The organism is Undibacterium sp. 5I2, from assembly GCF_035019605.1.
Classification (GTDB): Bacteria; Pseudomonadota; Gammaproteobacteria; order Burkholderiales; family Burkholderiaceae_D; genus Undibacterium.
Genome location: NZ_JASJVS010000007.1, coordinates 80,906 through 94,985, shown reverse-complemented (window position 1 = coordinate 94,985; position 14,080 = coordinate 80,906). Strand labels below are relative to the sequence as shown.

The following is a 14,080-nucleotide window of genomic DNA, read 5'->3' as shown; positions in this document are numbered from 1 at the left end:
ATGGTGCTGGCGAGGCATATGGAATGTGCAAAAATTGCTGCTTATCACACGCGATAATATATCTTATCGCATGTTAAAAAAAAGGAAAAGTTTCTTTTTATTATTTCATTAAATAAGATAATATTACGTAATACAAATACGTTACAAAATCAGGAAAAAAAATGGCGCGACCAGGAATTGATTATTCAGATATCAACAAAGCAGCCCTGCAAATCGAGCAGCAAGGCAAGGCACCAACGGTGGATTTGGTGCGCGCCGCGCTCGGCAATACCGGCAGCAAAAGCACCATTGCCCCGCTACTAAAACAATGGAAGCAAGAGCGACAAAACCACCGCTCACAAGATGAAGCAGGCTTACCCCCCACCCTGCTCGGGGCGCTGCGCAACGTACACGAATTACTGCAAGCGGAATGCACAGAGCAATTAGCTAAACAGCAAGAGATACATGAGCAATTTTGTTTGGTGGCAGAGCGCTTGGCGGCGCAACAGCGTGCGGAAATCGGCAGCTTGACGACGCAGTCGGCGCGCTTACAAGCTGAATTATCACTAGCTAATGGGCGTATCAAAGATCTTGAGGATGAGGTGCGAAGCTTGACCCAGCAATGGCGTGACGTTCTCGCCGAACGCACCAGCTTGACGGCCCGCTGGGAAGATGGACAGGCGCAGATAGCAAGCTTGCAGCAACAATTACAAACGGCACAAGCTCAATTTGAACACTTTCAGCAAGCCAGCGGCCAGCAGCGCACGGCCGACAGACACAGCTATGAGAGCCGGATCCGGCAAGCCGATGCGGAGCTGGAACACGGCCGCAGCCAATTCATGCAGGCACAAAGTCGTGCGACTCGACTCGAAGCCATGCTAGGGCAGCAGCAAGCGAGCAATACCGACTTACTCAGTGAGAATGCGGCGCAAGCGGCCGCCTTGGAAGTGACTGAGGTGGAGAAGCAGCGAAGCGCCGAGCAAATGCGTGAGTTGCTGCTGACCAAAGAGACGCTGCGCAGCATGCTCGAGCACTGCCAGTTCTCGCAGCGTGAGGAGCAACTCGGGCGGCGTGCGGCAGAGGAAGTGAAGGATTTACTGAGCGCGCAATTGGCGCAACAAAGCCGCATGATTGAAGATCAACAGAGCGCACTGCTGGCGCTGATCAAACCGGTCGAGGCGCCGACCGCCGCGACCAATATGCCCGAGAGCACGCAAATTTAATCGATATAAGAAAACTGCATTGTTCGAGCATCGATATTTTTCTGCGTATTTTTACGCGCAATCAGGGCGTAATGCAGTGGAAATAAATTGCGATCCGGCGTATCGAGCTTTTTAAAGTCGATAATATCAAAATTGCGGAACAAGACCTTCAGTCCAAATTCAGTGAAACGCCAGCAATCGGGAACCGGACCATGTATGCGCGCGTTGAGCGGAGTGGAAACGACGACAAAACCACCGTCTTCGAGTATCCGCGCGATCTCACTGACGGCCGCGAAGGGGTCGACCACATGCTCCAGCACTTCCATGCAAAAAATGCCGGCGAAGCGCCCGCTCGCCAAGCCGGGATTGGTGATCGTCAGATCAGCAATGACATCTGGCGTATAGGTATCATCGATATCGAGCGATAAAATGCTCTTATCTGCATAGACCGAACGAATGTGGCTTTGTTTTTGCGGGCCGATTTCCAACCACTCAGCGGTCGATTGAAATTGTTCGATGATGGCTTTGCTCTCATCGATATACGCATTGATGAATTGGCGATGCAGAGGAAAATAAGTGTTATCAAATTCTGATGGCAGTGACATAGTATTTATTGCTCGCTAAGTTTAGGGCTGAGTTGGTCGATTTGTTGATACAGAGCACGCAGTCTTTGCGTTCTCGAATTGGCGAAGATCTCATCCGGACTCATGGCTAAGCGCCACGGCGATTGTCTGACACCGCAAATTTCCATTACGGTGGTCGGCTCATCAATGTGCTGCAGATGCACTTCCAAATAGATGCGGTTTTTTCGACTGACATTCTCGGGCGATTGGTGCCATATGGCCGAGTTCATAATCAAGATATCCCCGGCTGCCAGTTCTGCGGCAAGCGAAGGATAGCCAGGCGGCAGAATGTCGGCAATTTCTCCGGCATCCCCCAAAGAACCATAGTGATGCGTGCCCGGGTAAACCCGCAGGCCACCATTCTCGGGGCCGCAGTCGGTCAGTGCAATGAATAAAGAATAACGCTCCAAGCTGCCAATTTGATAGCAACAATCTTGATGCAAAAATACGGCGGCATAGTCACGCTCATCTTTTTTAACCACGCGCAGGAAGTCGGCACCGACTTGCCCATTAAAAAATTGGCCGGCAATATGGATAAACGCCGGTTCGCGTAATATCTGGTTCAGAAATTGCCCGGCACCTATCTTCACCTCAGTCAAATGGTGCGCCGTCTTAGTCAATCCACCCTGCTTGATTTCTGACAGATACGAGGCGAGGTAAGGCTCAATGAGCGTGGCCGGCAAAGCATTCTTGAGCAAAAACACCCCCATTTGCTTGAGCACAGCATGATCAAGCACCTCCGACATATAGGCTTTTGCACATATCAGCTCTTGCAACTGCTCGACTGGGGCTTGGATTTTAGGCATTAAATTTCCTGATGAGTAAGCTCTAGGAGTCTGCCGGAATTAGGAGTAATCGGCTGCACAATCGCTTCGATTCCCTAAGTCCTACAGGCTCCCAGCATTGTAGTGTGATCTTTTAGAAAATACTATCTGCAATCCTCAGGAAGATAAGCTAGGGTGACGGCACAGACAATTATACTAATAGCAATACTTTATCCTCTGTTCGGGCGCTTGAACTGGATGCAGATCAATAAAACCGTGTATAACAATTGAATGCTAACTGATATTGATATATATTCTCATTATCATTTAGCGCTTCAACCTTGATTAAAAGATATGATTCATGAGTAGTTTTCCAATTGATGCAACAACGACCACCACGCTCGATCGCCTGCAAATCGGCGAAACAGCGCTGGTTGACGATGTTGAACATACCCAGGCCGATACCTCGAGTTCCATGCGCGATATCGCGCGGCGCTTGAAGGAGCTCGGTTTTGTTCGTGGCGAGACCGTGAAGGTCTTACATAAAGGCTATTTCGGTGGCGAACCGCTGGCCGTGCGTATCGGGCAGTCAACATTTGCATTAAGGCAATTCGAAGCCGCCCTGATTGCTGTCACCAAACCGCGGACGGCTTAAATGAGCAACATAAGTAATATGAGCAATGCCAGCCTGTTTTCACCACGCATCGCCTTGGTAGGCAATCCCAATTGCGGCAAAACAGCCCTCTTCAATCGCTTGACCGGTGCGCGTCAAAAGGTCGCCAACTATGCCGGCGTGACGATAGAGCGCAAGCTTGGCAAATTTACGGCCAGTAATGGTCGGGAATGGCAGGTACTCGATTTACCTGGCACCTACAGCATGCACGCGATTACCCCGGATGAAAAAATTACCGAGGAAGTTATCCGTGGCTTGCGTGCCGGCGAAGCCTTGCCGGATGCGGTGCTGTGCGTGGTCGATGCGACCAATCTCAAGCGCGGTCTGCGCTTGGCTTTGGAATTAAAAAGTCTGGGCTTGCCGCTGGTGTTGGCCGTCAACATGATGGACGTTGCAAAAAAACGCAATATCAAGATCGATATTCAAGCTTTGCAACAGCACCTCGGTGTGCCGGTGGTGGAAACGATTGCCGTTGAATTTCACGGACTGGAGGCCTTGCAAGTCAGCTTGGAAACGCTGGCGCGCAGCTTGCCCAACGCCACGACGATTGCCCAGCAAGAGCGCGCGACGCCAGAAGCGATACAGGCAGCAGCCAATACGATACTGCAAGCTTGCGTCCAAGGTGGGGAAGACAATGCGAGGCTGGAATTACCACTCAGTTATCGCATTGATCGCTGGATCTTGCATCCCCTGTGTGGGCCAGTGATCTTCGCTGCCTTGATGTTTTTAGTATTTCAAGCCGTGTTTGCCTGGGCCCAGTGGCCGATGGCGTTCATCAAGGACAGCATGGATCATTTGGGCAGCGTGCTCGAGACCGTCGTGCCGGATGGCATGCTGCAAGGATTATTAGTCAAAGGTGTAGTCGGTGGGGCTGGCAGCGTGTTGGTATTCTTGCCGCAAATTGTGATTTTATTCTTCTTCATCTTGGTGATGGAAGACTCGGGCTACCTGCCCCGCGCGGCGTTTTTGCTCGATAGAATTATGGGTAAAGTCGGTTTATCCGGACGCGCCTTCATTCCTTTGCTATCGAGTTTCGCTTGCGCCATTCCCGGCATCATGGCAACCCGCACCATACAAGATCCGCGCGATCGCCTCGTCACGATCATGATCGCGCCGCTGATGACATGTTCAGCACGCTTGCCAGTGTATGCATTGATCATTGCCGCCTTCATACCGGAACGCTCGGTGTTCGGCATCATCAGCCTGCAGGGCTTGGTTTTGTTTATTTTATACTTGGCCGGTATTGCGTCGGCGATGCTGGTGGCCTTGGTGTTCAAGAAAAAATGGGGCCTGAGCCAGCAACATCCTTTGATGTTGGAATTGCCCGATTACCGCTGGCCTAATTCGCGCAACTTGGCTATGGGTTTGTATGAGCGCGCGAAAATTTTCACTACTCGGGTAGGCACAATTATTTTAGCGCTGATGGTCTTGCTGTGGTTTTTGAGCAGTTTCCCGGGTGCGCCTGAGCATGCCACCCAGCCACCGATTTACTACAGCATTGCCGGCTACCTCGGGCGTATGCTGGAGGTGGTGTTTGCTCCCATCGGTTTCAATTGGCAGATTTGTATCGCCTTGGTGCCAGGTTTGGCAGCGCGCGAAGTGGCTGTTGCGGCACTCGGCACCGTGTATGCACTGTCACAATCGGGCGACGACTTGACCCGCTCGCTCGAACCCTTGATCGCGCAATCATGGAGTTTACCAACCGCCTTATCGCTGCTGGCTTGGTATGTATTTGCTCCGCAGTGCATTGCGACGCTCAGCGTCGTTAAGCGTGAGACCAATACCTTGCGCTACCCTTTGATGATGGCGGCGTATTTGTTCGGACTGGCCTACTTCGCCTCGTTCATCACCTTTGAGACAGCCAGTTTTTTCATGCGTCACTGATCATGCAGACTTTCATTACCTTCCTGATTTTATTTACTGCCGCCATCTACTTGTTGTTGAAGTGGATGCCTTCCTCATGGCGGCGGCGGATAGGCGCGAAATTGGCAGACCATCATCCACGCTTGGCGACGCGTTTTGAGCATGCGCAAAAATCCTGTGCCAGCTCTTGCTCATCCTCGTGTAATAGTTGTCAATCGTCGCCCCCAGTTGTCAGCGAAAAGCCGGTAATTTTTATGCGTAAGCTCTGATCTGCCCGAAGCTGCTATAGCGTACTCGGCCAGCCTCAGGTATGCTTGTGTGCATTATCAGAAATGAATTCTGATTCCAAGCACCATTTCGGGACACTGCGCCAATGTTCGCTAGCATTTACGATAAAACTGACAAAGGTCGCGAGGAAATCGCGACCCGCAAACACCAACTCAGCACACGACTACGCACCCTGCTGGTAATGGTCGACGGCAAGCAAAGTGCGACCCAATTATTGGCCCGAGTGGCAGCACTTGGGCTCGATGAAAGCAATGTGGCCGAGTTGATTGCCAATGACTACATCGCGGCCTTGCCGGTACTGCCAGAGCCAGTCACTGTGGTGACAGTCCAAGCGGAACGTACGGAAAACAATACCGAGCATGCCCGCGAATTGGCGCAAATCGAGGCGATTTATACTTTTTTCAATGAAACCATTAAAAGCATGCTCGGCTTGCGTGGCTTCGCCCTGCAATTGAAAGCGGAGCGCGCCCAAACGCTGGACGACTTCAAAAAGCTGCGTCATCCTTATATTGAAGCAATTCTCAAATCGAAAGGCCGCGAAACCGCACGCAGCCTGCGCGACCGCCTCGATCATTTACTCTATCAAGGTGACAAAGGGATCAATTCAGCGCTGGTACGGGACAGCCTGGTCGACGATTTGTAAGTGAGGCGCAATCGTACTTTTCGTACAGATTGCCATTCCCCCACTTATCTATTGATGTGCCCGTGAGCAAATGGTGAAAGCTTGGCGACATCCTCGTCGAGCACTGGGGCCGGGTGCCGGGCGTAGCCGATGATCAGCGTGCAACATCACTCTCAAGCAGCATTCGGACATAGCGCGTGTAAGGTATTCCTTTGGCTTTTGCCTTGGCCTTCAAAGCATCGAGCAGATTTTGAGGAAGGCGCATGTGCATCGCCGCAGATTTCGGCGCAAACTCAAAGTTCATCGGCTTGAAACCAGATAAGTCGTACCGAGAAAGATCTGCGGTATCAACGAATTGCTCAGCATCCGCATCACTCACAAGCGATGGCATGGGTTTAGCTTTGGTTTTCATAGTGATCAATCTCCTTTTGGTGCATGTAGCGTGAACTGATGGGGCGAAGCATCGCATTTCCATTAAGCTTGCGCAAAACGAAGACCAGAAAGACGTAGCGCCCTGCCTTCGTTTTTCCGATAGCCCTCATGCGCGGCTCATCCGGGTGAGGGTCTTTCATAACGGCAGGCGTTCCCAATAAAACCTGTTCAATTTCCTCACGGGATACGCCGTGTTTGCCGCACTTCGGCCAGTTACCGTCATCCCAATCAAAGCCTGTTATTTTCATCTTCATACTATACACGTTTGTCTATACAAAATAGACTATCGGCTAAAACGGTATTCATGACACGCCCAAGTGCAAGCTGGTAGGCGTGTTGACCACGTGCCGACTCCGCGGGCAAGCTCGCTTCTTCTCGAGTAGCACCAAGTCGCCCCAGGAGCCTGAGCCGACGCAGATTAAATCGCAGTGGAATTGTCCGTTGCCAATGAGGATGCAATGCAAGGCGCCTCAGTGGCGGCGGGCAAACCGCTTGGATTAAATCTACGCTTCCCCGAATATCGCTTATTACAGTTTCGCTCCCAATGGGCCAATCAAGAAGTTTACTCGATGCCCTGACTGCTCAGGTATTCTTCATAAGTACCGCGGAAATCGATGATTTCATTTTCTTTGATTTCCAAAATCCGCGTTGCCAGCGACGAGACGAATTCGCGATCATGCGACACGAAAATCAGGGTGCCGGCATATTTTTCCAAGGCAATATTGAGTGATTCGATCGACTCCATATCCATGTGATTGGTCGGCTCATCCATCAACAAGACGTTGTGACGTCCCAGCATGAGTTTGCCGTACATCATGCGCCCTTTTTCACCACCCGATAAAACTTTGACCGATTTCTTGACATCGTCGCCACCGAACAGCAAGCGTCCGAGGATAGAACGCACGGCTTGATCATCGTCGCCCTCTTGAGTCCATTGGCCGATCCAGTCGGTGAGGTTTTTATCGGCAGCGAATTCTTCGGTCGGATCTTGCGGCATATAACCGACATTGGCATTTTCCGCCCATTTCACTAAGCCGCGATCAGCATGCAGATGAGCGATATCATCACCGCCGATACAGCGCAACAGCGTGGTTTTACCGACACCGTTAGAGCCGATGATGGCGATACGTTCGCCGGCTTCGACCATCAGATCGACATTTTTAAACAAAGTACGCTCGTAGGCTTTGCTCAAACCCTGAGTTTCGACAGCCAAACGATGCAATTTCTTTTCGCCATCGAAACGCACGAAAGGATTCTGACGGCTGGAAGGCTTGAATTCTTCGATCTTGATCTTGTCGATTTGTTTGGCGCGCGATGTCGCTTGGCGCGCCTTGGATTTATTGGCCGAAAAGCGGCGCACGAAATCTTGTAATTCGGCGACCTTCTCTTTGGCCTTGGTATTGTTGGCCATTTGCTGCGCACGCGCTTGCGTCGAAGCGAGCATGTAATCATCGTAATTGCCGGGATACACCTTCAAGGTGCCATAATCCATGTCGGCCATATGGGTGCACACTTGGTTGAGGAAGTGGCGATCATGGGAAATGATGATCATGGTCGAATTACGCTCATTGAGCGTATCTTCGAGCCAACGAATGGTATTGATGTCGAGGTTATTCGTCGGTTCGTCGAGCAACAGAATATCGGGATTGGAAAACAAGGCTTGCGCCAACAGCACACGCAACTTCCATCCCGGCGCAATGGCGCTCATACTGCCCTGATGCTGATCGGTTGGAATACCGGCACCGAGCAGCAGTTCGCCGGCCCGTGCTTCGGCCGTGTAGCCATCGTATTCGGCAAAGCGGGCTTCGAGATCGGCGGCCTTCATGTAGTCATCGTCAGTCGCTTCGGGGTCGGCGTAAATGGCATCGCGTTCGGCCATGGCGGCCCACATTTCGGTATGCCCCATCATGACGACGTCGAGCACACGCATGTCTTCGAAGGCAAATTGATCTTGGCGTAATTTACCCAGACGTTCGTTCTGATCGAGCATGACTGTGCCCGACGATTGTTCGAGATCGCCACCGAGAATCTTCATAAAAGTCGACTTGCCGCAACCATTGGCGCCGATCAAACCATAACGGTTGCCTTCGCCAAATTTGACGGTGATGTTTTCAAACAGCGGCTTGGGGCCGAACTGCATGGTGATATTTGCGGTAGAAAGCACAGAAAACCTTTTGCAATAATGATATGAATTAACCGTATATTATAACATCGCCTCTGCGACTGGCTTTTGTTGTCAGTGCCGTCCGTGGAAATATTTATGACAGGCGCACGGATAGGCAAAGCCGACGGCCTATTTTGTCGTGCTTTTCTCGCCTATGGTTTGGCAAGCCGGCCCAGTACCAAGCGCCGGCTGTTCAGGATAGCGCTGCGGCAGAATTTGCACTGGCGTCGTTACCACCATACCATCGGCAAATTCGGCTTCGACGAAGCTGGCACTCCACCCTGCAGTCGGTATTGCTTGCATGACAGTCACACTGTTGGCAAGCTCCAAGCTGTTCGGTGTATAGCGTATGCCGCAAGCAAAGCGAAAATCACGTGCTAATGGATTGTGTGCGCTCCATTGTGTGATTTTCACCGGAGTGTGCGAGAAGCGCACGGTGAGTTGCCCAGGGTCTTTGCTGTTATTGCCGGCGGCCTCGATCGTAATTTGTGGCAGCGCTTGGCCGCGCTGCATCCGATTAATGAAACTGACGAGCGAGTTTTCGACCACATCGCGAATGCCGTAGTGGCTGGAGTTGGGGGCACTGCGCAAGGTTTTTTCGCCCGGCAAACGGGCATAGAAAAACTGTGTGTTGTCGGGCACGAAAAAGTCGTCGCCGCTGGCATTGACTATATATTTAGGAATGGCGAGTCGCGCCGCATAGGGGCTATCGAGATAGCGCAAGGGATCTTCGATCTGCAACAGTTGTGTAAATGCCGTGCTTTGGCGCGCACTGGTAACGCCGGCACGTTGATAATCGGCGAAGGCAAGCGGCCATTGCTGACCATAGCTGTCATAGGTATGCTGCATGACGCGATCCATATTGAGTATATCGAGCACGAACGGCACGATTGCCGTGATGCGCGGATCGGCTATGCTGGCCAACCAGACAGCCCAGGCGCGTTTGGATGCGCCGGTGGCAATGAAACGGTCGATTTTCCAAGCCAGTAATTCTTGTTGCGCCAAATCCATGGCTTTCACCAGCGTTGCCGCCATCGGTAGGTGCATGGGCAGGAAGGCATGTGCTTTTGTATCCTGCATGAATAAGTTCCAGCTGTGGGCGACGGCACTATCCTCGCGGCGTGCCTGAGCATCATCGGCAAAAGTCAGGTATTGATTCGGAATGTTATTGACCGAAATCACGATGGTTCTGGTCTTTTTGGCGATCGCCACGGCCATGGCTTCGGGAATATCGGACAGTGGTCGCAGCCCATTTTGCCCGGCCGCTACATTGATGCCGTTATTGCTGACCAGCAGCGCAGTCTTGTTGAGTGCGTCTGCGGGAATGTAGATCTCGACATCGTGTTTCCAGACCGCTGGGGTCACCATGCCTGCCGGCGACCAGTTTTGTGAAGTCAATTCGTAACGCCGTTTTTCGACACCGTCGACTTGACTACTGCCCTTGTCGAGGTAGACCAGTTTTTGTTCCGCTTGTGCCGCGACATAGCAAGCCAATACTTCGCTATGGCGATAATCACGCTGCTGTAAACAGCGTGTGGCGCTGCCCTCGGCGCGCGCAAGGCCGGCACCACAGCCGCTGAGCACAAGCAGGCAGCACAGTGCCAGTAATTTGGTAAACGAATTTTGCATGGAGTTTCTCGCAGTAGCTTGATTGGATAGCTGTAAGTCGTATTTGACCGACCGAGTTCCAAAAAATTCCATGGGATAAAGATTATTTTTTAGACATTGAATCAATTCAATCAGTTTCCTCGTTAGGGACCCACTTGGTTTTCGCCGCGACCTTGCGCACGGTAAATACCGGCATGCCCGGAACAAAGAAAGCTGACGGCGCAAGCGATGGCCGCAAAAACCCCGACATCGGCACCGAAGAGTTCGATGGCCATCAAAGTGGAAGCGAGCGGCGTATTGGCGGCACCGGCAAAGACGGCGACAAAACCCATGCCGGCTAACAGTGAGAATGGCAGTTGCAACAGCGGTGCCAGCGCATTACCAAGCGTGGCACCGATAAAAAACAAGGGAGTCACTTCGCCCCCCTTGAAGCCGGCACTGAGTGAGGCAATGGTCAGCATGGCCTTGGCAGCGAAATCGTAGACTGGCACGGGTTGAGCAAAGGCTTCGACGATGACCGGTATACCCAGTCCGATATAGCGCTCGGCCGCGCCGAACCAAACGATGGCAAGAATCAGGCAGCCGCCGAAAAACGACCGCAGCGGCGCATACGCGATACGCGCTGTAAACCAAGCACTGCCGCGATGCGTGAAGGTGGCGAACAGGCGCGCGCACAGGCCGAAGCAAGCGCCGGCGATGATCATCATCAGCAAATTGCGCAAGCTCAGCGGCGGGATCTGCGTGATCAGGTAATGTGTGTGCTGTACCCCCCAAAATAAGCCGACTTGATCGGCCAGAACGGCGGCGATCAAGCATGGCAGCAGGGCTTCGTAGCGCAAGCGGCCGATGATTAAGACTTCCAAACCGAAAATCGCCCCGGCCAGCGGTGTGCCAAATACCGAGGCAAAGCCTGCACTGATGCCGGCCATCAGCATGATGCGCCGGTCCTCGGCAGCGAGGCCGATGGCGCGGTTCAGTTGATCGGCCAAGGCACCGCCCATTTGGACGGCGGTGCCCTCACGTCCAACCGAGGCCCCGAACAGATGCGAAGTCACGGTGGCGGCGAGTACCAGTGGCACCATGCGCAAAGGGATGATTTTTTTGGGATTGTGAATTTCATCGATGAGCAAATTATTGCCAGCTTCGACCTGCTGGCCATAATGCAGATACAAGTAAGCAACCACAAAACCAGCCACCGGCAAGAGTAGCAGCAGAGCGTGGTGCGCTAAGCGAGCCGCCGTGGCGCGCTCGAGGGCAAATAGAAAAAAAGCTGATGCACTACCAGCCAAGACGGCCACCAGCGCGGCCAGCAAGGTCCATTTGATGATGTGCAGAAAGCTGCTCAACAGGCGCGTATTGCTGGTGTTTTTCATAGCTTACTATGGTAACAAAAAGCGCAGCCTGAGCTGCGCTTTTTTTTGCTTACTCGGGTTTCTTGCCTCAGTTGAAAGTTTTTCCTTGTGCTGCGAGTGTGGCCAGCAACGGCGCAGTAATCCAGGCATCGCCATGGCGTCCTTTGGCATATTTCTCCATCGCCAATACGACATTCCCAAGGCCGACCGTATCGGCATAGAACATCGGCCCACCGGTATGCAGCGGGAAACCGTAGCCGGTCAGGTAGACCATGTCGATATCGGAGGCGCGTGTAGCGATACCCTCTTCCAAAATGTAGGCGGCTTCGTTGACCAGCGAATAAATCAGGCGTTCGATAATTTCAGTATCACTGATTTTGCGGCGTACGACACCGATATCGGCCGAGTGCTGAATAATCATTTGATTGACCAACTCGGATGGGTAAGCCTTACGGTCGCCGGCCTTGTAGTCATACCAACCGGCACCGGTTTTTTGTCCGTAACGGCCCATTTCACACAGCAAATCAGCGGTTTTCGAATAAGTGATCTGTGGTTTTTCGAGGTAGCGACGTTTGCGGATATACCAGCCGATATCATTGCCTGCCAAATCGCCCATGCGGAACGGTCCCATCGCAAAGCCCATTTTTTCGACTGCTTTATCGATTTGCTCCGGCGTGCAGCCCTCTTCCAATAAGAATCCGGCTTGGCGGCTGTATTGCTCTATCATGCGGTTGCCGATGAAGCCGTCGCAAACACCCGACACCACGCCGGTTTTTTTGATTTTTTTCGAAATCGCCAACACGGTCGCCAACACATCCTTGGCGGTGTGCTTGCCGCGTACAATTTCAAGCAGCTTCATGACATTCGCCGGGCTGAAGAAATGTGTACCGACCACGTCTTGCGGGCGCTTCGTGAAGGCGGCGATTTGATCGACATCGAGCGTCGAGGTATTCGAGGCCAGAATCGCACCGGGCTTCATCACTTCATCGAGCTTGCGGAATACTTGTTCTTTTACGCCCATGTCTTCGAATACCGCTTCGATCACCAAATCAGCCTGACCGATCGCTTCATAAGACAAGGTGCCAGTAATCAGCGCTACACGTTGCTCGAATTTTTCTTGCGTCAGCTTGCCTTTTTTGAGCGTATTTTCATAATTTTTGCGTATCGTCGCCAAACCCTTGTCGAGTGCTTCCTGCTTCATTTCCAGAATTTGCACCGGGATACCGGCATTGGCAAAATTCATGGCGATCCCACCGCCCATGGTACCGGCACCGATGACGGCCACGGTTTTGATACTGCGCAGCGGCGTGTCGTCCGGTACGTCGGGCAGTTTGCTGGCGGCGCGTTCGCCGAAAAATGCGTGGCGCAGAGCTTTCGATTCGGTGCTCTGGACTAATTCGAGAAACAGTGCGCGCTCGATTTGAATGCCGTCGTCGAATTTACGCGTCATCGCCGCGGCGACTGCTTCCACACATTTGAGCGGTGCCGGGAACGGGCCAGCCATGGCGCGCACGGTATTGCGCGTAAATTGTAAGTACGCTTCGTAGTTGGGGTAATCGATTTTGATGTCGCGCACCCGTGGCAAGGGACGTTGATCGGCCACTTGTTCGGCCAGCGCCAGCGCGGCCGTCATCAGGTCGCCTTCAGCGATGGAACTGAACAAGCCTGTCTTGGCCAGTTTTTCGGAGGCAATCGGCGTGCCGGAAACGATCATATTGAGCGCTAATTCCAGCCCTACCACGCGCGGCAAGCGTTGCGTACCGCCGGCCCCAGGTAAGATGCCAAGCTTGACTTCAGGCAGCGCAATCTGCGCGCCCGGGCTGGCAATACGGTAATGACAACCCAAGGCCAGTTCCAGCCCGCCGCCCATGCAGACACTATGGATGGCCGCGATGACCGGTTTCTCGGATGATTCGATGATACTGATGACACTGTGCAGACCCGGTTCGGCAAAGGCCTTAGGGGAATTGAATTCTTTGATGTCGGCACCACCCGAAAAAGCCTTGCCGGCACCGGTGATGATAATCGCTGTGATCGTCGCATCATCTTGCGCTTGCTTCATACCCGCCACGATGGCTTGGCGCGTGGCATGCCCTAAACCGTTAACCGGCGGATTGTGAAGCGTAATGATGGCGGTGCTGCCATTGACTTGGTATTCTGCACTCATGTCTTTTCCTAAGGTTGAAATACAGCTTTTATTATGCCGGTTTGCCAATCGCGGGCGCTGCGCTGGCGATTCGGCACCGAGGGTGATTCTTTTCTCACTATACCGCAAAATAGTACGATCGTTTTATTTCAAATGAAAGTTTTTTTTACATCAGTAAAATGCTCAAACTACTTTCTTGATCAAACTATAGACAGAACGGCGTTTTTCCTTTAGCTTCTGGAAAGGTGTGATTGAAAACACATATTTGCGTGCCAAACCACAGACTGAAAATCACAAATACCATGCGGCGCAGCTGCCAACCGAAGCAAAAACGATCATGCGCTCGTCACGAGCACGAGGGAAT

General features: G+C 52.4%; 12 protein-coding genes. 4 read left to right on the top strand and 8 right to left on the bottom strand.

Annotated elements, in window-relative coordinates; all coding sequences use genetic code 11:
* Positions 1–161 precede the first annotated feature (161 nt).
* Positions 162–1,202 carry a DNA-binding protein gene (locus QN359_RS04660; protein WP_322248328.1) on the top strand — a complete coding sequence of 347 codons (1,041 nt, stop codon included), beginning with the start codon at positions 162–164 and terminating at the stop codon, positions 1,200–1,202.
* On the opposite strand, the gene QN359_RS04655 is transcribed toward QN359_RS04660, so the two are convergent.
* Together QN359_RS04655 and QN359_RS04650 are read right to left on the bottom strand one after the other, a co-directional pair.
* A complete protein-coding gene (locus QN359_RS04655; RefSeq protein WP_322248327.1) occupies positions 1,199–1,786 on the bottom strand; it encodes a class I SAM-dependent methyltransferase in 588 nt (195 codons plus the stop codon). The genes QN359_RS04660 and QN359_RS04655 overlap by 4 nt on opposite strands.
* Positions 1,787–1,791: 5 nt before the next feature.
* A complete protein-coding gene (locus QN359_RS04650) occupies positions 1,792–2,610 on the bottom strand; it encodes a phytanoyl-CoA dioxygenase family protein (protein ID WP_322248326.1) in 819 nt (272 codons plus the stop codon).
* 319 nt (positions 2,611–2,929) lie between these two features.
* Between QN359_RS04650 and QN359_RS04645 the strand changes: the two genes are divergently transcribed.
* The 3 genes from QN359_RS04645 to QN359_RS04635 all read left to right on the top strand — a co-directional run bounded on the left by QN359_RS04645 (position 2,930) and on the right by QN359_RS04635 (position 6,035).
* Entirely contained in the window at positions 2,930–3,223 is a 294-nt protein-coding gene (locus QN359_RS04645; protein WP_322248325.1) for a FeoA family protein, read from the top strand.
* Positions 3,224–5,125, top strand: coding sequence for a ferrous iron transporter B (gene feoB, locus QN359_RS04640; RefSeq protein WP_322248324.1), 1,902 nt, complete (start codon positions 3,224–3,226; stop codon positions 5,123–5,125).
* Positions 5,126–5,477: 352 nt separating this feature from the next.
* On the top strand, positions 5,478–6,035 hold the full coding sequence (locus QN359_RS04635) for a hypothetical protein (RefSeq protein ID WP_322248323.1): 558 nt from the start codon (positions 5,478–5,480) through the stop codon (positions 6,033–6,035).
* Between the two features lie 133 nt (positions 6,036–6,168).
* On the opposite strand, the gene QN359_RS04630 is transcribed toward QN359_RS04635, so the two are convergent.
* The 6 genes from QN359_RS04630 to QN359_RS04605 form a co-directional block, all read right to left on the bottom strand.
* Positions 6,169–6,426: a CopG family antitoxin gene (locus QN359_RS04630; RefSeq protein ID WP_322248322.1), complete on the bottom strand. Its 258-nt coding sequence runs from the start codon at positions 6,424–6,426 to the stop codon at positions 6,169–6,171.
* Positions 6,410–6,694, bottom strand: coding sequence for a BrnT family toxin (locus tag QN359_RS04625; protein ID WP_323493557.1), 285 nt, complete (start codon positions 6,692–6,694; stop codon positions 6,410–6,412). The genes QN359_RS04630 and QN359_RS04625 overlap by 17 nt, the downstream gene beginning before the upstream one ends.
* Before the next feature lie 314 nt (positions 6,695–7,008).
* Complete coding sequence (locus QN359_RS04620) at positions 7,009–8,610, bottom strand: ABC-F family ATPase (protein WP_322248320.1); 1,602 nt, start codon at positions 8,608–8,610, stop codon at positions 7,009–7,011.
* Between the two features lie 129 nt (positions 8,611–8,739).
* Positions 8,740–10,239, bottom strand: a complete 1,500-nt coding sequence (locus tag QN359_RS04615) for a PhoPQ-activated pathogenicity-related family protein (RefSeq protein ID WP_322248319.1) — start codon at positions 10,237–10,239, stop codon at positions 8,740–8,742.
* A gap of 122 nt (positions 10,240–10,361) precedes the next feature.
* The gene (locus QN359_RS04610) at positions 10,362–11,591 is read right to left on the bottom strand and encodes a voltage-gated chloride channel family protein (protein ID WP_322248318.1); all 1,230 of its coding nucleotides are present in this window, start codon (positions 11,589–11,591) and stop codon (positions 10,362–10,364) included.
* A gap of 67 nt (positions 11,592–11,658) precedes the next feature.
* On the bottom strand, positions 11,659–13,737 hold the full coding sequence (locus QN359_RS04605) for a 3-hydroxyacyl-CoA dehydrogenase NAD-binding domain-containing protein (protein WP_322248317.1): 2,079 nt from the start codon (positions 13,735–13,737) through the stop codon (positions 11,659–11,661).
* Positions 13,738–14,080 lie beyond the last annotated feature (343 nt).

Bases quoted from the DNA above. Each gene is read 5' to 3' on its own strand.
- QN359_RS04650 (WP_322248326.1), bottom strand. From the start codon at position 2,610: ATGCCTAAAATCCAAGCCCCAGTCGAGCAGTTGCAAGAGCTGATATGT.
- QN359_RS04615 (WP_322248319.1), bottom strand. From the start codon at position 10,239: ATGCAAAATTCGTTTACCAAATTACTGGCACTGTGCTGCCTGCTTGTG.
- feoB (WP_322248324.1), top strand. From the start codon at position 3,224: ATGAGCAACATAAGTAATATGAGCAATGCCAGCCTGTTTTCACCACGC.
- QN359_RS04625 (WP_323493557.1), bottom strand. From the start codon at position 6,694: ATGAAAATAACAGGCTTTGATTGGGATGACGGTAACTGGCCGAAGTGC.
- QN359_RS04645 (WP_322248325.1), top strand. From the start codon at position 2,930: ATGAGTAGTTTTCCAATTGATGCAACAACGACCACCACGCTCGATCGC.
- QN359_RS04630 (WP_322248322.1), bottom strand. From the start codon at position 6,426: ATGAAAACCAAAGCTAAACCCATGCCATCGCTTGTGAGTGATGCGGAT.
- QN359_RS04655 (WP_322248327.1), bottom strand. From the start codon at position 1,786: ATGTCACTGCCATCAGAATTTGATAACACTTATTTTCCTCTGCATCGC.
- QN359_RS04660 (WP_322248328.1), top strand. From the start codon at position 162: ATGGCGCGACCAGGAATTGATTATTCAGATATCAACAAAGCAGCCCTG.
- QN359_RS04635 (WP_322248323.1), top strand. From the start codon at position 5,478: ATGTTCGCTAGCATTTACGATAAAACTGACAAAGGTCGCGAGGAAATC.
- QN359_RS04605 (WP_322248317.1), bottom strand. From the start codon at position 13,737: ATGAGTGCAGAATACCAAGTCAATGGCAGCACCGCCATCATTACGCTT.
- QN359_RS04610 (WP_322248318.1), bottom strand. From the start codon at position 11,591: ATGAAAAACACCAGCAATACGCGCCTGTTGAGCAGCTTTCTGCACATC.